General features: G+C 40.0%; 16 protein-coding genes. 12 read left to right on the top strand and 4 right to left on the bottom strand.

Annotated elements, in window-relative coordinates:
• The first annotated feature begins 68 nt into the window (after positions 1 to 68).
• The 11 genes from adk to LGZ99_RS01960 all read left to right on the top strand — a co-directional run bounded on the left by adk (position 69) and on the right by LGZ99_RS01960 (position 11,290).
• On the top strand, positions 69 to 713 hold the full coding sequence (adk, locus tag LGZ99_RS02010; protein ID WP_021323839.1) for an adenylate kinase: 645 nt from the start codon (positions 69 to 71) through the stop codon (positions 711 to 713).
• 177 nt (positions 714 to 890) lie between these two features.
• On the top strand, positions 891 to 1,880 hold the full coding sequence (gene hemH, locus LGZ99_RS02005) for a ferrochelatase (RefSeq protein ID WP_031280569.1): 990 nt from the start codon (positions 891 to 893) through the stop codon (positions 1,878 to 1,880).
• Positions 1,881 to 2,043: 163 nt separating this feature from the next.
• Positions 2,044 to 3,144 carry an LPS O-antigen length regulator Wzz(fepE) gene (gene wzz(fepE), locus LGZ99_RS02000; protein WP_262978816.1) on the top strand — a complete coding sequence of 367 codons (1,101 nt, stop codon included), beginning with the start codon at positions 2,044 to 2,046 and terminating at the stop codon, positions 3,142 to 3,144.
• A 96-nt stretch (positions 3,145 to 3,240) separates the two neighbouring features.
• Positions 3,241 to 4,551: an inosine/guanosine kinase gene (locus LGZ99_RS01995; protein WP_021323836.1), complete on the top strand. Its 1,311-nt coding sequence runs from the start codon at positions 3,241 to 3,243 to the stop codon at positions 4,549 to 4,551.
• A 519-nt stretch (positions 4,552 to 5,070) separates the two neighbouring features.
• Positions 5,071 to 6,621: an amino acid adenylation domain-containing protein gene (locus tag LGZ99_RS01990; protein WP_036836937.1), complete on the top strand. Its 1,551-nt coding sequence runs from the start codon at positions 5,071 to 5,073 to the stop codon at positions 6,619 to 6,621.
• Complete coding sequence (locus tag LGZ99_RS01985; protein ID WP_051769105.1) at positions 6,611 to 6,862, top strand: phosphopantetheine-binding protein; 252 nt, start codon at positions 6,611 to 6,613, stop codon at positions 6,860 to 6,862. Before LGZ99_RS01990 ends, LGZ99_RS01985 begins: the two co-directional genes overlap by 11 nt.
• 26 nt (positions 6,863 to 6,888) lie before the next feature.
• Entirely contained in the window at positions 6,889 to 7,830 is a 942-nt protein-coding gene (locus LGZ99_RS01980; RefSeq protein WP_036836936.1) for a chlorinating enzyme, read from the top strand.
• Positions 7,831 to 7,849: 19 nt separating this feature from the next.
• Positions 7,850 to 8,533: an alanyl-tRNA editing protein gene (locus LGZ99_RS01975; RefSeq protein ID WP_262978815.1), complete on the top strand. Its 684-nt coding sequence runs from the start codon at positions 7,850 to 7,852 to the stop codon at positions 8,531 to 8,533.
• A complete protein-coding gene (locus LGZ99_RS01970; protein ID WP_036836930.1) occupies positions 8,523 to 9,431 on the top strand; it encodes a DMT family transporter in 909 nt (302 codons plus the stop codon). Before LGZ99_RS01975 ends, LGZ99_RS01970 begins: the two co-directional genes overlap by 11 nt.
• A gap of 1 nt (position 9,432) precedes the next feature.
• Complete coding sequence (locus tag LGZ99_RS01965; protein WP_036836927.1) at positions 9,433 to 10,152, top strand: thioesterase II family protein; 720 nt, start codon at positions 9,433 to 9,435, stop codon at positions 10,150 to 10,152.
• Between the two features lie 526 nt (positions 10,153 to 10,678).
• On the top strand, positions 10,679 to 11,290 hold the full coding sequence (locus tag LGZ99_RS01960) for a LysE family translocator (protein WP_262978814.1): 612 nt from the start codon (positions 10,679 to 10,681) through the stop codon (positions 11,288 to 11,290).
• A gap of 206 nt (positions 11,291 to 11,496) precedes the next feature.
• Here the strand turns inward: LGZ99_RS01960 and ybaL are convergent, their stop codons facing one another.
• Complete coding sequence (gene ybaL, locus LGZ99_RS01955; RefSeq protein WP_021323833.1) at positions 11,497 to 13,200, bottom strand: YbaL family putative K(+) efflux transporter; 1,704 nt, start codon at positions 13,198 to 13,200, stop codon at positions 11,497 to 11,499.
• A gap of 241 nt (positions 13,201 to 13,441) precedes the next feature.
• Positions 13,442 to 14,659: an MFS transporter gene (locus tag LGZ99_RS01950; RefSeq protein WP_023043778.1), complete on the bottom strand. Its 1,218-nt coding sequence runs from the start codon at positions 14,657 to 14,659 to the stop codon at positions 13,442 to 13,444.
• Positions 14,660 to 14,913: 254 nt separating this feature from the next.
• Between LGZ99_RS01950 and ushA the strand changes: the two genes are divergently transcribed.
• On the top strand, positions 14,914 to 16,572 hold the full coding sequence (gene ushA / locus LGZ99_RS01945) for a bifunctional UDP-sugar hydrolase/5'-nucleotidase UshA (RefSeq protein ID WP_262978813.1): 1,659 nt from the start codon (positions 14,914 to 14,916) through the stop codon (positions 16,570 to 16,572).
• 59 nt (positions 16,573 to 16,631) lie between these two features.
• Here the strand turns inward: ushA and ybaK are convergent, their stop codons facing one another.
• Positions 16,632 to 17,108 (bottom strand): Cys-tRNA(Pro)/Cys-tRNA(Cys) deacylase YbaK, encoded by a 477-nt coding sequence (gene ybaK / locus LGZ99_RS01940; protein ID WP_023043780.1) that lies wholly within the window; start codon positions 17,106 to 17,108, stop codon positions 16,632 to 16,634.
• A 182-nt stretch (positions 17,109 to 17,290) separates the two neighbouring features.
• Positions 17,291 to 18,106, bottom strand: a complete 816-nt coding sequence (locus tag LGZ99_RS01935; protein ID WP_023043781.1) for a TraB/GumN family protein — start codon at positions 18,104 to 18,106, stop codon at positions 17,291 to 17,293.
• Positions 18,107 to 18,229 lie beyond the last annotated feature (123 nt).

Below are 18,229 nucleotides of genomic sequence, written 5' to 3'. Positions count from 1 at the left end.
CATTCCAAATGGTATGGTGATTCGTTTTCTTACAAATATAAAAACTAACTAGCAAGGGGATTTACGCAATGCGTATTATTCTGCTGGGCGCTCCGGGCGCCGGTAAAGGGACTCAGGCGCAATTTATCATGGAGAAATATGGGATCCCTCAAATTTCTACCGGTGATATGTTGCGTACTGCGGTTAAGGCTGGCACAGAATTGGGCTTAAAAGCCAAAGAATTGATGGATAATGGCAAGCTGGTTACTGATGAACTGGTTATTGCTTTGGTAAAAGAGCGCATCAAACAAGATGACTGCCACAATGGCTTCTTGTTGGATGGGTTCCCTCGTACTATTCCTCAGGCTGATGCAATGAAAGAGGCTGGTATTCATGTTGATTATGTCTTGGAATTCGATGTTCCTGATGAACTGATCATTGAACGTATCATTGGACGCCGTGTACATGCGCCGTCTGGCCGTGTTTATCACATCAAATTTAATCCACCGTCAGTAGAAAACAAGGATGATGTTACTGGTGAAGAGCTGACTATTCGTAAAGACGATCATGAAGATATCGTGCGTAAACGTTTAGTTGAATATCATCAACAGACTGCTCCTCTGGTATCTTATTACCAGAAAGAAGCTGAAACAGGTGATACCCAATATTTCAGAATTGATGGTACTCGCAAGGTATCTGAAGTTAGCGAAGAATTAGTCAAAATTCTGGATTAATCAACCTTAGTGATGTTTAAAAGGCGGCTTATAAGCTGCCTTATCTTATATTATTTCTTTACTGTTTCAGGTAAATCAGTCGGTCTTTATTTATTGTTCTAATGGATAAACATGATTTTCATCTCTATTTTATTGTGTTAGGGTGCTCACCAGAGAAGACAATAGGGAGTCGGCATGATGAGCAGCAGTAAGTATGGCGTTTTATTAGTTAATCTTGGTACTCCTGATGAACCGACAACTGCGGCTATAAAACGTTACTTAGCTGAGTTTCTGAGCGATAAAAGGGTTGTCGATTTTTCCAGATTTATCTGGATTCCAATACTATATGGCGTTATTTTGCCTCTCCGCTCTTCACGTGTGGCAAAGTTGTACCAGAAAATCTGGACTGATGAAGGCTCTCCCTTGTTAGTATATAGCCGTCGTCAGCAGAAATTGCTGGCAGAAAAACTGGCAGAGATTCCTGTTGAATTGGGAATGAGTTATGGTTCTCCATCGCTTGAGCAGGCAATTGACAATCTGCTCAAACAGGGTGTTGAGCAATTGATTGTCTTGCCACTGTATCCTCAGTATTCCTGTTCTACATCTGCGGCTGTGTTTGATGGTGTCAGCAAAGTATTGCAGAAATACCGCACTATCCCTGGAATTCACTTTATCCGTAGTTATGCTGACCATCCTGCTTATATTTCTGCATTGAAAGAGACTATTGAGCAGAGTTTCCATGAGCATGGCAAGCCGGACAGATTACTATTTTCCTACCATAGTATTCCACGGCGTTTTGTTGATACAGGTGATATTTATTCTGAACAGTGTGCGTTAACAACCCAGTTGCTAAAGCAAACAATTAACTATCCGGCAGAACAGGTAATGATGACTTATCAGTCGCGGTTTGGTCGTGAACCTTGGTTGACGCCATTCACTAATCAAACCATGAAATCATTACCTGATCAGGGAATAAAGCATATTCAGGTACTTTGCCCCGGTTTTTCGTCCGATTGTCTGGAAACGTTGGAAGAGATAAAACAGCAGAATAAAGAGATATTTCTTAAGGCTGGTGGGCAGAAATGTGAATATATTCCTGCGCTTAACGACAATAGTAATCATATTTTTCTGCTGGAAGCGTTGGTGAGCGGGTTTGTCGGAAGCAAAACGAATAGTATATACAATTAATCTAACATTAGGATTAAATGACTCTTTAATGATATATTCTCACGCGGGAGTCTATCTATCCGAGCTGTTTTGCCCGGTTTTTCAGGATATAAACTGACGGCTCTGTGGGATGATGTTTTGTAGAATAGTTAGCAACAGTCATATTTGAATTTGGACATAAATAATGAGTATTAAACCGATTAAAAGCACTAACTCCAGTGAAGAATATTTTAATTATTACAATTCAAAACAAAACGATGAAATTGATTTGTTTGAGTTATTCTCTGTTTTATTTCAATCAAAGTTATTGATTATTGCTGTTACTATCATTTTTGCTGTTATTGGTTTTACGGCGGCATCTCTTATGCCACAAAAATGGACCAGTTCAGCTTCAGTTATTCAACCTCAACTTGAAGAAATACAGCCACTTAAAAACATTCTGACTAAGTTAGAGGTTTTAAGTTTACAACCATCGGTAACTTCATCATCATTGTATGATAGTTTTTTAAATAATTTTAATTCACGTGTTTTACGAGAAGAGTATCTGGTTAATACAGAATATTTTAAAAATCTGATAGCTGAATCAGATGATCATTCACCACTTGCAAAAAGAAAACTTATTGAAAAGATTGTAAATAGTAATATTTCATCTGCAAAAAGGGAAAAAGATGATGAAAGTGGTGAAACTAAACTGACTTTCAGTGCCGGAACTGCTGAGGATGCATATAACCTGCTAAGTGGCTATATCAGCTATGTGTCGTCTGTTGTCCATCAGCGGTTGGAAAGTGAATTGAGTGATATGGTAAAACAGAAGCTTGCTTACTCCGAAGGCTTGTATACAGTTGATTTGAACCGTGTTCATAATATACAGAGAGCTAATGTTGAGCGATTGAAATATTCATTATCTATTGCCAATTCAGCGGGAATTAAAAAGCCTATTTCCAGCGAAGGAGCAATGATCAAAGATGATCCAGATTATTCCATTGCTTTGGGCGCTGATGCATTACAACGTAAGCTGCAAATTACCGAAGAGATCAAAGATCCATCCTTGATTGATGGTGATTTGCGTAACCGCATGTTCTATATAAACGAACTTAAATCATTTAGAATAGATAAAGTTAACTTCCAGCCATTCAAATATATGCAGGCTCCTTATGAACCAACGGCGAAAGATTCGCCTAAGCGTCTGCTTATCCTGGTAGGCAGTGCCTTTATTGGTTTGATCCTAGCGGTAATGTTTGTTCTGATTCGTCACGTGGCGCGCAATCGTCAGCAAGTGGCTTAATCTCTCTGGCAGCCGGTGTCGCAATGACCTTGCTGCCTGTCAGTTTTTATTGTGCTAACATGCTGCATCTTTTCCGCGTTATAGCATCAATCAAATATGAAATTCCCTGGTAAACGTAAATCAAAACACTATTTTCCCGTCAGCCTGCGTGATCCTTTACTCCAGCCAATTAAAGAAATGATGGATGGTGAGAATAACCGAGCTTATATCGTTGGTATCGATCAGACATTAGTGGATATTGAGGCGAAAATAGATGAAGATTTTATCCGGCGTTACCACCTCAGCCAGGGGCACTCATTAGTTATTGAAGATGATGTAGCTGAAACCTTGTATAGAGAATTAACTGATAATAATCTTATCAGCCACGAATTCGCTGGTGGCACTATCGGTAATACCTTGCATAACTACTCAGTGCTTGCAGATGATCGTTCCGTCTTACTGGGCGCTATGTGTAACAGCATTCAGATTGGCAGCTATGCTTACCGCTACTTATGTAACACCTCCAGCCGAACTGATCTAAATTATTTACAGGGTGTGGATGGCGCAATTGGCCGCTGTTTTACGCTGGTAACAGAAAATGGTGAACGGACTTTTGCCATTAGTCCTGGACAAATGAACCAACTAAAACCGGAGAGTATTCCTGAGCAGATTATCGCCGAAGCTTCAGCCTTGGTATTAACCGCTTATTTGGTTCGTTGCAAGCAAGGAGAACCAATGCCAGAAGCGACAATGAAAGCCATCGAATATGCGAAAAAACATAGTGTACCTGTCGTTCTGACTTTGGGGACAAAATATGTTATTGCGGATGATCCACAATGGTGGCGCGATTTTCTGGTTGAGAATATTTCTGTTCTGGCAATGAATGAAGATGAAGCTTATGAGCTTACTGGTTTCAGTGATCCATTATTGGCGTCAGATATGGCTCTGGATTGGGTTGATTTGGTTTTGTGTACCGCTGGCCCTGCGGGATTATATATGGCGGGGTATACGGAAAAAGACTATAAGCGTCAGACAACTCACCCACTGCTACCAGGTGCTATTGCTGAATTTAACCGTTATGAATTCAGCCGTGCTATGCGAAAATCTGATTGCCAAATCCCAATGAAAGTTTACTCCCATATTGAACCTTATATGGGCGGGCCAGAAAAAATTATGAATACTAATGGTGCAGGTGATGGTGCTTTATCTGCTTTATTGCATGATATAACCGCTAACAGCCATCACAGAATGAATGTGCCTAATTCCAGTAAGCATATTCGTACTTACCTGACATATTCATCACTTGCTCAGGTTTGTAAATATGCAAACAGAGTGAGTTATCAGGTATTGAGTCAGCATTCACCACGATTAAGCCGTGGTTTACCAGAAAAAGAAGATAGTTTGGAAGAGTCTTACTGGGAACGGTAATTATTAAATAATATCAGCTCATTATATTCATCATTGAATAATTTAATACGGCTGTAAACTACAGCCGTATTTTTTTCTAAACGGAAGCGATTACACTGATCACTAACATACGTAATGGCATGAGAGAAAAAGCCTGACTTCTTTGGGATCGGATGATGCTAATAAATATTTCTCAGATAGAATATTCAAGACATTGTGGCCGTCAGTTTTTTGCTGGAGAGAGCATCAGGATTGATAATTTATACGTTATTTAGGATAGCTCCTTAATTATTTATTATTATAATAGTTGTGTATTGTGATTTTATGTCTTATTAGTAAATGGTTTTTTTTAATATGAGTGTTTTTTTTAACATTATCACTTCCTTTATAAGGATTAAACTTAATGTTGTTTTTTTATTTTCAACAAATCAATCGCTTTATTATAATGTTTCATTTTGTTATTCTAAATTAACATAAAAAACACATTTGTTTGTTTTGATTTTTATTGTATTGTTAACCTAATAAAAAGGAGATGTTGTAGTGATACAATCATTGATAAATCCTCAGCATAAATGCACGATGCTGAGTCGTTTTTTTTACATTACTCAAAAAAATAAACACCTGACAGCGGTGAAATATAGAAATCAGACAGTTTCTTATGGGCTTTTAAACCAATGGGTTGGAAAGATTGCATCTTATCTTTCATTAAATGGTGTTAAACCGGGAGATTTTGTCGCTGTAGAGTTAACACATTCGGCAGAGTTAATTGCATCATTGTTGGCTGTTCAAGCTTTGGGGGCAGCCTATGTACCTTTGGATAAAAAGGCACCCATAGAAAGAAACCAACTGATTTTGGAAGATGTTAAACCTGTATTTATTATCGGGGATAAGGATAACTTTCATCAGAAAGATTACCCCTTTTGTGATATTTACCATTGTATTCAGCAAATGGATATATCCCAGTCAGTGAGCGATTCATCGCAGTTGACCGGTGTGGCATATGTTATTTATACCTCTGGTACAACGGGTAAGCCTAAAGGGGTACTAATAACGCACAATAATTTGAGTGCACTGTTCGAAGTTACGGAAAGTTTTTATCAGTTTAATTCCAGAGATGTGATTATGTTATATCACTCTTATGCTTTTGATTTTTCCGTATGGGAAATATGGTCTGCTATCGCCTATGGCGGGACATTGTTAATACCAGATGATGAGACACGAATTGAACCTGAAAAACTCTCACAGCTAATAAAAAATGAAAATGTAACAGTATTAAATCAAACACCAACGGCTTTTTCTATTAATGCACCTAAATTGATGGATTTTAATCGTTCGGAACTAGCGTTACGTTTTATTATTTTTGGAGGAGAGCGGCTTAACTTTCAGGCATTGAAGTCGTGGGAGAAAAAATTTGGTTTAGATTCTCCGTTACTCATTAACATGTATGGCATTACTGAGACTACTGTTCATGCGACTTTGCATGTAGTTAAAAAAAACGATCTCGATAAACTAGAATCTATTATTGGTAAAGTATTACCGAGTTTTAATTATATACTTAGGAAGCTCCAAGATTCACCGTCTTCTAATGATAGTGGCGAATTACTCCTTTCCGGAAGACAGGTTACTAAAGGATATCTGAACAGCGATAATACTTCATCAGGAAAGTTCATCGAAATAGAGAATAATAATTTATCAAGAGTCTATTATTGTTCTGGTGACATAGTAAAATGTAACGATAATGGAGAATTAATCTATCAGGGTAGAATTGACCAACAAGTTAAAGTCAACGGCTATAGAATTGAAACTGGTGAGATTGAATCTATTATGGCTCAACTTGATGGGATTGAAGATGTTTGCGTTATAGCATTAAGGTCTGAAATGCTTGGGGACTATCTGCTTTGCTGTTTTTCTTCTTCTATAGAGTCTGATGTTACATTGATAGAAAGATTTAAAATATTGGCTAAAGATAAACTTCCTGTTTATATGAGGCCTCTTAAATATAAAAGGTTAGATAGAATCCCAAGAACCGTTAATGGAAAGATAGATAAATCTACGATTATACATTCACTGGAGTTAGCATATGTTAGTTGATGAGTTATCTGAAAGTAATATAAGAGATGATAAGGTAAAAGCCTTAAAGGATTATATAACATGGTTGCAAGATATCTTGGAAGTGTCTGTAACAGAGGACGATAACTTTCTTGATTTGGGTGGGCATTCAATGATTGCAATCTCGTTGAATGAACGTATTAATAAACAATATGGTCTTTCTATCTCAATGGAGAGGCTTTATAACGTGTCATTAATCGAAGCATTCTCTCAGGCCAAATAATCTTAATTTCAAGTTGGTAATATATTATGAATAAAGAGTTATTTTTGACTGAACAACAGCTAGACGATTTTAACAAGAATGGTTTTATTGGACCTTTGACAATCTATACCCCGGAAGAAATGGCCGAGATATGGAAGAATGTAAGAAGAGCATTACCAGATAGAAGCCATGCGGCGTATGCTGCGGATTCTTACAGCGCAGCAACGAATATCTCAAATTATGATCGTCACTTAGATATTGAACTGTTAAGCAAGCATATTATCAACCCGCGTATTGTAGCGCCAGTGTCAAGTATTTTGGGTGATGATGTTTTATGCTGGCGTACAGAGTTTTTCCCTAAATACCCTGGGGATGAAGGTACTGATTGGCATCAAGCTGATACATTTGCTAATGCCAGTGGGAAGCCTCAGATTTTATGGCCTGGAGAAACGGAGAATAGTTTTGGTAAGGGGACATTAACTGTCTGGACTGCATTTACGGATGCTACTATTGAAAATGGATGTTTGGAAATTATACCAGGCACACATCATAAAATGAATTATGATGAAAACAAATCAATGGACTATCAGGCCGATATTATTAATGAGCTTGAGAAAGAGGGCAAAAAACGCGGCTTTTTTGGCTACGATTATCGTAACTTGCAAATAGATTCTGATTGGAAACCTGATGAAAATCAGGCTGTGCCTTTGGTAATGAAGGCGGGGCAGTGCGTAATATTTTGGTCGACACTGATGCATGCGTCTTACCCAAATAGTACGGAAAAAGATTACCGTATGGGATTTGCGGCGCGTTATGCGCCAAGCTACGTTGACATTTATCCTAATACAGATACTGTGCATGAATATGGAGGAAGCATTCCTCTGGATAAATTTGGTAATGTTATCGTGGCAGGTAATAGTAATAACCCAAATAATAGAATTGCAACGCATAACCTGCGAGGCTACAAGTTTAATACATTATTAGTGTAATAACCGCGGTGGAATGATTATGACCCAGCATCAATGTTATATTAGTGATACTTATTGCTTGCATTTAGCCAGCTCCGTTTTAGTAACGGGCAATGATGAATATGGTCACTGGATTGCGCTAGAGGAAAACATCTTTCATCCTCAGGGCGGAGGGCAACCGGCAGATAGCGGCTGGGTTAATAATGTTCCGGTTAAAGTAAAAAGACAACCTTCAGGATTGATTGTTCTTTACCCTGAAAAAACACTGGATGTGGTGCCTGGGGAAAAAGTTGAAGCATCAGTGTCCCAGTCAGAACGTTTATTAAATACGGCGCTGCATAGCGCCGGTCATTTGCTTAATTGGGAACTGCGCCGGTATGGGTGGTTGGCGAAAACCGGGCACCATTTTCCAGGGGAATCAAGGGTTGAATTTACAGCAATGGGTTCAGATACAGTTCCCGTAAGCGAATTACCGCTTGCAGGAATTGAAACTTCAATGCAAGAGAAGATAAAAGCGAATCTGCCGGTTAAAACTTGGATAGAAAATGAAATACGCTTCTGTTTGATTGAAGGAACTGAAGCTATGCCTTGCGCTGGGACACATGTTAAGACATTGGGAAGTATCGTTGAATTTTCAATCAAGGCTGTGAAGCTGAAAAAGAGCACACTACGGATCAGCTATGATGCCACCCACGGTGATTTAAGGTCTGACTATGCTGAATGATACCTTGCGTCCACCAAGAGCACGACTTTATCTGATCGATATTGGTTTGATTGCTGTTGCCCTCTCATGGGGGGCAAGTTATTCTCTGATGAAATTAATCATTCAGGCCGGTGTTGCCGTACCATTGTTTTTAATGCTGCGCTTTGCTTTGTCTGTTCCTTTTATGTTTATGGGGACGCGGATTAATTTTGCCAAAATACGGCAGGGTGAAGTAGTAAATGGTGTTATCTTTGGTGTTTTACTGTATGCAATTCTGACCTTTGAAACTTTAGGTGTTAAGTATACAACTGCCTCAAATGCGGGATTTCTGATTGCCCTGTCGGTTATTCTTGTTCCAATTTTTGAACGAGTGATTGGTAAGAAACGGCAGAGTAATATGGTTTATCTTATGTGCCTGCTCTCTTTAGTTGGTGGTGGATTACTGAGTTTTTCCGATAGCAGGTTTTTTAGCTTTAATAATGGAGATATACTGATTTTACTTGCTGCATTGATCCGTGGTTTCCAAATATTTATGTTTGGACGGCAAACAGTGGGGAAAGATTATTCATTGGTGCATATTACCTTAATTGAATTGGTGACGGTGGCTGTATTGGGCTTGGTAGGTGTATCGCTATTTTCTCCATCATCGTTTAGCATGATTTTACATATTCCATATCATATATGGGGATATATTTTATTTCTCAGTTTGTTTGCTACGGCATTTGCATTTTTAATGCAGTTATACGCCGCTAAAGTCACAAGTCCGACTCGTGTTGGCCTAATCATTTCTCTTGAACCGGCATTTGCGGCGATGTTTGCTATTATCATCATGCAAGAACACATTGGGTTACTGCAAAGTATAGGTGGCGGAATTATTCTGTTTGCTGCACTTGTGGGGAGAATGATTGAGGGAAAATGATATGAATGATTCTTATGGCTTTCATGCTTTGCTATTTCCTCATGCTGGAGGAAGCGCCGCCGTAATGCATGATTTCTCTGCGGCTCTGAAAAAATATTTCTCGGTTCACACAATGGAGTTACCTGGGCGAGGGAAACGCCGTAAAGAGCAGCTTCTTTATAAGATTGATGATGCTATCGCCGATTTTGCTACGAAGATACCATCGCAAGGGACGCTGACTTTTATTGGACATAGCTTGGGAGCTTATTTAGCCTATATGATGGCTCGCTATGTACGATGCCGTCAACCTGAGCGTCAGGTCAATCTGGTTGTTATTTCAAATCTGCCGATACATTTACGCAAGAGCTTTTGCGAAATACGACAGGGGGAAACATCAGAGGATAAACTCCTTGATTTTGCGGCTTATGCTGGCGGGATCCCTGCCTGGTTAAAGAATGAACCTGAGCTAAAATCGCAATTCTTACAAGTTTTGGCGGCCGATCTTTCAATTGCGGATTCTATTAATCAAAATAAAGATAGTCAGCTGGAAAATATTCCTTTATTCGTCATATATGGAAATGATGATCCTCTTTTAGATGAGAGAGTATTGGAGTGGAGTCAATATGGCACCGGAATTTTTAAAATATTAAGTTTATCTGGAGGACATTTCATCTTGTCAGATAAAGGTGAAGAGATTGCTCATCAGATTATAAATTTCGTTCACCCACAAAAAATTAATTGAGAAAGTGTTTTAAGGTACTTTTTTGCATTATTGATATTTGGGGAGTTAACCTCTCTATTCTGTAGCGAATTGTCATGTGAGTATAGAAATAAAATATGATAACTGTTGCACTTACTATTTCATCAACGCAAACATAAGCGTGTGGAGCATTACCATTAAATGCAAAAAAGTTACTAGCTTGTAAAATAATGCTTTCATCTGTGGCCGGGTGTAATATTAATACGCCTGAATGTACCATAATATGCTCATGAATACTTTGTGTGGGCAGGACTATTGATAACAGCACTTGGTTTTATTTGGAGATGTTATATTTCAGTGACATTTACTAAACCGACACGGAATTTCATATTTTGTGCATAGTCTCCTTTCATAGGTTGCGACTAAATGAAATTAATAGCATTCAGTAACTATAATTTTATTGTTGGTAATTTGAGGGGGGAGAAACAAATGTTGAAACTTATAATAAGGGTTTCCTATTACACTTCGAATGATTAAATTATTATGTATAACAGTCATTGAGGATACTATGAGTAGTTATTATGATTGTATAAAAATTGCTAGTATGGTGATTATGGTCTTAGTTATACCGGGACCTACAAATACCCTTTTGGTATCATCCGGATATTCACATGGTTTTATTATCACACTCAGGCTGATGTTGGCTGAGATGTTTGGCTATCTAATAGCAATTAGCTTGTGGGGACTATTGTTATCCACGATCTCTCATGCTTTCGTATGGTTAATAATAGTCTTAAAGCTTTTCGCTGCGGTATATATTGCTTATCTGGCATTTAAAGTTTGGCATTTCTCATTAGGCAAAAAGGAGACGAAAGTCCATTTTAGCACTGTATTATTTACTACGGTGCTCAATCCCAAGGCTTTTGTGTTTGCTACATATGTATTTCCTCTGACCGCATTTACTCTGTGGTCAGATTACATTTCCTCCATGACGACTTTTGTTTGTGCATTGTTACCCGTTTCCCTGATTTGGACGGGGGTGGGAAAAATACTATATCGGGAAGGACAGGAAGCTGGTCGTTTAAAACCTAATCTGTTTTATCGTTTTGCTTCTTTAGTACTATCTGTTTTCTCATTCTCAATGTTTTACTCCTCAATCAAGGGTATTTTATATCTCTGATGTAATATTGAGATTTGATATTATTTTCCTATTAGTTTTTTAAAAAAGAAGATTTATTCAAAGAGATACTGGAGACTGTCGAATTCGTGTTTGATTTTCTCTGTTCTGAAATTGAGTAAAATGGGTCATGGAATATCTCATATGATAAAAATCATGACCCAGCTCGGTTATGGATGGGAAATTATTCCATTATCAGCGGCATTTCCTTAAGGCGATGAAGAAAATGGTGATACGGCGGGATCAACCGGATAACCTTGTTCACTGTTTACCAGCACATTTGCCATTGTTTTGGCGATTTCGTGTTCGCCAATAATGACATGGCTGGCTCCACGCTCCGTGATATAGGTAACTTCGTCATCATAGTCAGCACGGACAATAATATTAATATCCGGGCGGATTTCTCTTGCGCTGGCGACAATCTCACCTGCCTCATAACCATTAGGGATTGTCAATAACAGGGAACAAGCACAGTCCAGGCGCGCCAGCGACATAATATCTTTGCTGGCCGCGTTACCCATGACTGCACTGATACCTTGTTCACCCAGTTCCTCAAATTTGGCTCTGGTATTTTCAATAACAACCAGAGGTAACTCATTTTCCTGCAAGCGTTGACATAGTAAGCTACCAGTACGTCCGTAGCCGACAACGATAGTGTGACCACAGATATTGACCGGAATTTGCGTCTCTTCTTCCAGCGTTTCTTCCAGTAGCTGTTCTTCAATTGTTTCTGTTTTTTCCAGATAACGATCCAGCAGGGTAAACAGAACTGGGTTCAGCATGATAGAAACAATCGCACCAGCCAGAACAAGGTTACGGGCATTCCCGTCAAGCAGGCCAAGTGCAACGCCAAGACCAGCCAGAATAAAGGCAAATTCACCGATTTGTGCCAGACTGACCGAAATCGTCAGTGCAGTACGGCGTGAATGACCGAACATCTTTACCAGCAACATTGCAGCGGCAGATTTACCGATAATGATAATTGCCAGTGTTGCCAGTATCTCGAGTGGTTGCTGAATCAGTACCATCGGATCAAACAGCATACCAACGGATACGAAGAACAGAACAGCGAAAGCATCTCTGAGTGGCAGAGTATCCTGAGCAGCCCGGTGGCTGAGTTCTGACTCGTTCAGTACCATACCGGCGAAGAATGCACCCAGCGCGAATGAGGCATCAAATAGTGTAACGGCACCGTAAGCGATACCCAGCGCGATAACCAATACGGCAAGGGTAAATAGTTCTCTGGAGCCGGTACTGGCGGTTTTTGCCAGTACCCACGGGATTAGACGGCGGCCAACAACAATCATCAGCAGAATAAACGCGATAACTTTTCCGACAGTAATGGCAAGTTCCATAATTAACTGCCCGGCATTGGCTTCCTGATTACCCAGAATACCAGCCGCCGCAGGCAGTAATACCAGCGTCAGTACCATCGCCAGATCTTCAACAATCAGCCAGCCGATAGCTATCTGACCGCGCTGGCTATCGATCAGTTGACGCTCTTCCAGCGCTCGTAACAGAACGACAGTACTGGCAGTTGATAGACAGAGACCAAAGACGATACCGCTAAATAATTCCCAACCGAGTATTGCCGATAGCCCGACACCAAGTAGTGTTGCTACCAGTATTTGTGCAATAGCGCCGGGGATAGCAATGGATTTTACTGCCAGCAGATCCTTGAGTGAAAAATGCAGTCCGACGCCAAACATTAATAAGATAACACCAATTTCGGCCAGTTCCGGTGCCAGTGATGCATCAGCGACAAAACCGGGGGTGAAAGGACCCGCGAGTACACCGGCGGTAAGATAACCAACCAGTGGTGAGATTTTCAGACGTTGTGCCAACATACCAAGCAGATAAGCGAGGACGAACCCGCCAACGAGAGTGGTGATAAGTGGTGTCGAATGCTCCATTAAGACTCCTTCTTGCTGAGGCTATTAAATAGCATAGTGAAGAGGTAGGTGTAACCGTATTTTATAGATAATTCGAGGTAAATTCGCTAAAAAAATGAATAAAACATCAAAAAATATGGATTGAAAGGATTAAATTACCCGTAACATCGATTTGTATTGATTTGTTTGGACATTTATGAAGTATATAAAGGTTATTCCCACATAAAAAATAACTTTTATGTGGGGCTATTTGGCAATTTTTCTAGTTCTTATCTTCTATATTAGGTAATAATGCGGTAAATATTCCAAGTAACGGCAGAAAAGCACAGATCTGATAAACCAGTTCAATACTTGTCCTGTCCGCAATGTAACCCAATACCGCGGCGCCAATACCTCCCATACCAAAAGCCAGTCCGAAAAACAGGCCGGATACCATCCCGGTTTTACCCGGAATAAGCTCCTGAGCATATACTAGGATTGCAGAAAACGCGGATGCTAGAATCACACCAATAATCACTGACAGAATGCTTGTCCAGTACAGAGAAGCATAAGGCAGAATCAATGTAAAAGGTGCAACGCCAAGGATTGATATCCAGATAACGTATTTTCTGCCGATTTTATCACCAAGAGGTCCGCCAATGATAGTTCCAGCCGCAACTGCGAATAAAAAGATGAACAGATGAAGCTGGGCGTTTTGTACGGAAATGCCAAACTTGTGCATTAAGTAAAAAGTGTAATAGCTGCTGATACTGGTGAGATAAAAATATTTGGAAAATACTAAGATCAACAGAATAGTCAGAGAACCGATCACTGTTTTTCTTGATAAAACTTTAACAACAGGGACGGTTTTGGCTTGATTTTTTTTGGTATGATTTTGGGTCTTATACCATTTACTGACCTGCAACAGCACGACAATTCCTAGTAACGCAGCCAGAGAGAACCAGCCGACGTTGCCTTTACCATAAGGTGCGATAAACGCAGCTGCCAGCAAAGGCCCGAGGGAAGTGCCAAAATTACCGCCGACTTGAAAAAGAGATTGAGCCAGCCCGTGGCGACCACCGGATGCCATGCGTGCTACGCGCGACGATTCAGGGTGGAATACCGAAGAGCCGGTGCCAACTAATGCAGACGCTAATAAGATTATGGGGAAACTGTCAGCATAGGCTAGCAGTAACAGACCTGATAAGGTAAAGCTCATCCCAATGGGTAATGAATAGGGCTGTGGGTGTTTATCAGTATAAAGACCTATCAGCGGTTGTAATAAAGACGCAGTAATCTGATAGGTTAACGTGATCATGCCGATTTGCACGAAACTCAGGTTGAATTCTGATTGCAGTAAAGGATAAATCGCCAGAATCAACGATTGGATCATATCATTCAACAAGTGTGAAATACTGATCGCACCAAGAATAGTAAAAACGGTGTGCTTGGTTTTTCTTGCATGAGGTGGAACTATAGTGGTGTTGCTCTGTTCGCTCATATTAACTGCCAGCCTGTCTTATTTTGGGAGTGAGTTCATTGGTTATTTGTTGCACTTAAATATATATTAGGCTGATAGTTGATTTTTTACTATCCCAGATAATAGTTTGATAAGATGCTCGAAAAGATGAAATGAATCATGTTCTAATAATCGCGTAAGTGACCTATCCCATAGAATGATCAGTTAATCCCGCCTTGTTAGCTTATGAAGCTGTTTTTGCATGGCAATTCACTAAAAAAACATGGAGATATACCATGACGTTTTCGTTTAAAACCTCAGCTTGTGCTTTGGTTGTTTCTATGACACTACTTCCAGCAATGGCAAATGCATGGGAAAAAGATAAAACCTATGACATTACTATCTTGCACACGAATGACCATCATGGTCATTTTTGGCATAACGACTACGGCGAATATGGTTTGGCCGCTCAGAAAACGGTAGTTGATGAAATTCGTCAGGAAATCGCTAAAAAAGGCGGTAGCGTATTACTGCTCTCCGGCGGAGATATTAACACCGGCGTACCAGAGTCCGATTTGCAAGATGCAGAGCCTGATTTTAAAGGTATGAACCTGGTGGGTTATGATGCAATGGCGTTGGGTAACCATGAGTTTGATAACCCTTTGCAAGTGTTGCGTCAACAGGAAAAATGGGCAAATTTTCCATTTCTTGCGGCTAATATTTACAAGACAAGCACCGGTAAACGTTTGTTCAAGCCTTATACCATTTTTGATAAACAAGGTGTGAAAATTGCGGTTATTGGATTGACTACCGATGATACGGCAAAGATTGGCAGCCCTGCTAATTTCCCAGATGTTGAATTTCGTGTTCCCGCTACAGAAGCCAAAATGGTAGTTGAGGAACTGAAAAGAAGTGAAAAACCAGATGTCATTATTGCGGCAACGCACATGGGACACTATGACAACGGTAATCATGGTTCCAACGCACCGGGTGATGTTGAAATGGCGCGCAGTTTGCCTGCGGGTTATCTGGATATGATTGTAGGTGGTCATTCTCAAGATCCGGTCTGTATGTCTGCGGAAAATAAAAACTACAAACAGATTGATTATGTACCAGGAACACCATGTTCGCCTGATCGCCAGAATGGCACCTGGATTGTTCAGGCTCACGAGTGGGGCAAATATGTTGGTCGTGCTGATTTCCAGTTCCGTAATGGTGAATTAAAGCTGACTCACTATCAGTTGATCCCCATTAATCTCAAGAAGAAAGTGCAAAAGGAAGATGGTTCTGCTGAACGTGTTTACTACACTCATGAAATTGCTCAAAACCCGGAAATGATCAAGTTGCTGACGCCTTATCAGGATAAAGGTGATAAACAGCTTGGTATAAAAGTAGGTTCTGTTGAGGGTAAATTGGAAGGAGATCGCAGCAAAGTTCGTTTTTTTCAGACTAATATGGCCCATGTTGTTCTTTCTGCCATGATGGAACGCGCTGATGCTGATTTCGCGATTATGAGTGGTGGTGGTATTCGTGATTCAATTGAATCAGGCGACATCACTTATAAAGATGTGTTGAAAGTGCATCCATTTGCTAACACATTGGTTTACGTTGAGATGAAAGGCAGCGAAGTTGAACAATATCTGGCGACGATTGCGAATATGAAAGTTGATTCTGGCGCTTATGCTCAGTTCGTGAATGTCAGCCTGGTTGCTGATGGTAAACGTGTTAAAGAGGTAAAAATTGGTGGTAAGCCATTGGAGCCAAATAAAATTTACCGCATAGCAATGCTTGATTTTAACGCTATCGGTGGTGATGGTTACCCACGTATTGATAATTACCCAACCTATGTCAACACCGGTTTTGTTGATGCAGAAGTTCTGAAAGGCTATATCGAAAAGCACTCACCACTGAAAGCGGCTGATTATGAGCCAAAAGGTGAAATTGTTTATCAATAATCCCTGACAAGGTGATGAATTGAAAGGGCTGCCAATCTGGCGGCCCTTTTGGGTTGAGATTAAGCTTTTGCTATATCGGCAAAAGTACCCTTCAGCAAACAACACAGCTCAGCCGGTGTCAGTTCAATATCTAATCCCCGTTTACCGCCAGAGATAAACATAGTTGGGAACTGCTGCGCCTGATTATCAATAACTGTTGGTAAGTGTTTTTTCTGTCCTAACGGGCTGATCCCACCGACCAGATAACCCGTGATTTTTTGGGCTATGTATGGATCAGCCATATCTGCTTTTTTGGCTTTAAAGACTTTGGCGACCTTTTTCAAATCCAGTTGACCTGAAACGGGGGTAATGGCGACTACTAAATTTTTAGCATCACCATTAAGTGCGACCAGCAACGTTTTAAACACTTGTCTGGCATTTAATCCTAACTTCTTAGCCGCTTCATCACCAAAGTTATGCTCATTGGTATCATGTTCATAGGTATGAAGAGTAAAGTTAACTTTTTGTTTTTCTAATAAAATGATCGCCGGTGTCATAATTTCATTACAGAGGATAATTTTGTAATCTAGGATAACGGATGAAATAGAATTGTGAAATTGATATTCTGGCTTTCGGCTCTGTTGCCTGTATACAAATGGGTAATACTCCGAATAATAAGAATAACGAAAATAACAGGTTATTCCTCTTTTGACTGGCCAATAGAAATATTGGCCTTTTTTTAACTCTGCTCTTCCATCAACATCTGAGGCAAATTACCCTCACCATATAAGTGCAAAGCTCCGACAGCGATCAAATACCGGCCGGCAGGTAATTCCCGTAAGCGCTGATTCCATTGCTTATTACGTTCAGTCATCAGCAGTTGATATATTTCTTCACTGAAAGTTGTTGGTAAAGCATGTTTTTGCTGTTCGGGCTGATAATCCATCCACCAACTTATCATCGTTTGTAAAGCGCGAGCATTGGCGTACCAATGGGCTAATGTATCTTCCAGTAGTGGCAGGCCGTTATTCGGTATTTGATTGAGTAACTTAATCTGTGATTCAGCACCTTCCAGTTCGATAATTGTTTTTCCCCGTGCTTTGGCTGCATTCAGTAGCTGATAATCGATACCATAGTGAGGGTACAATCCAAGATTCTGCGCTTGTTCAGCCTGTAAAATTAAAGCGATTTGCCATGAGGGTAATAAATTGAGCCATTCTTCGTGTTGCCGGATCTCATGGCAGCAGCGCTGAAAATCTTGATACATTTCAGAGGATAGACGTTGTTCAATACGGGAATACGATTGAAACTCATCATCATGAAATGGGAAATCTGCCTGAGTAATATCTGCTTCTACGATTAATGTATCGGATTGATTAAGCTGCTCCATTAATATTTCTGGAAGTGGAAACATGTTTTCCGTGCCCATATGAATACTGCCTACCAGATGCAGATGTTGGCCACCTGTCAGTGTAATATCACAAGCTGGATAAGGATAACGGCGGGATGAGTTCAGCCCCAGCATATTGGTAAGGTATTTAATCAGTCGTCCCATTTGAACTCCAGTTCAGCATTTATTTTTTAGGCTAACTATTTTCAGGTTAATATTACAGCTGTATCTTTATTCATTTCTATTGAATGTTTCTTTACTACTATCAGTATACAAGGAGATTTTCTT

The sequence above is a fragment of the Photorhabdus temperata genome (genome assembly GCF_025384845.1).
Taxonomy (GTDB): domain Bacteria; phylum Pseudomonadota; class Gammaproteobacteria; order Enterobacterales; family Enterobacteriaceae; genus Photorhabdus; species Photorhabdus temperata.
This window is presented reverse-complemented; position numbering and strand designations above follow the sequence as displayed.

Coding starts and splice junctions, on each gene's coding strand:
- adk (WP_021323839.1), top strand. CDS start 69: ATGCGTATTATTCTGCTGGGCGCTCCGGGCGCCGGTAAAGGGACTCAG.
- hemH (WP_031280569.1), top strand. CDS start 891: ATGAGCAGCAGTAAGTATGGCGTTTTATTAGTTAATCTTGGTACTCCT.
- LGZ99_RS01995 (WP_021323836.1), top strand. CDS start 3,241: ATGAAATTCCCTGGTAAACGTAAATCAAAACACTATTTTCCCGTCAGC.
- LGZ99_RS01985 (WP_051769105.1), top strand. CDS start 6,611: ATGTTAGTTGATGAGTTATCTGAAAGTAATATAAGAGATGATAAGGTA.
- LGZ99_RS01980 (WP_036836936.1), top strand. CDS start 6,889: ATGAATAAAGAGTTATTTTTGACTGAACAACAGCTAGACGATTTTAAC.
- LGZ99_RS01975 (WP_262978815.1), top strand. CDS start 7,850: ATGACCCAGCATCAATGTTATATTAGTGATACTTATTGCTTGCATTTA.
- LGZ99_RS01970 (WP_036836930.1), top strand. CDS start 8,523: ATGCTGAATGATACCTTGCGTCCACCAAGAGCACGACTTTATCTGATC.
- LGZ99_RS01965 (WP_036836927.1), top strand. CDS start 9,433: ATGAATGATTCTTATGGCTTTCATGCTTTGCTATTTCCTCATGCTGGA.
- LGZ99_RS01960 (WP_262978814.1), top strand. CDS start 10,679: ATGAGTAGTTATTATGATTGTATAAAAATTGCTAGTATGGTGATTATG.
- ybaL (WP_021323833.1), bottom strand. CDS start 13,200: ATGGAGCATTCGACACCACTTATCACCACTCTCGTTGGCGGGTTCGTC.
- LGZ99_RS01950 (WP_023043778.1), bottom strand. CDS start 14,659: ATGAGCGAACAGAGCAACACCACTATAGTTCCACCTCATGCAAGAAAA.
- ushA (WP_262978813.1), top strand. CDS start 14,914: ATGACGTTTTCGTTTAAAACCTCAGCTTGTGCTTTGGTTGTTTCTATG.
- ybaK (WP_023043780.1), bottom strand. CDS start 17,108: ATGACACCGGCGATCATTTTATTAGAAAAACAAAAAGTTAACTTTACT.
- LGZ99_RS01935 (WP_023043781.1), bottom strand. CDS start 18,106: ATGGGACGACTGATTAAATACCTTACCAATATGCTGGGGCTGAACTCA.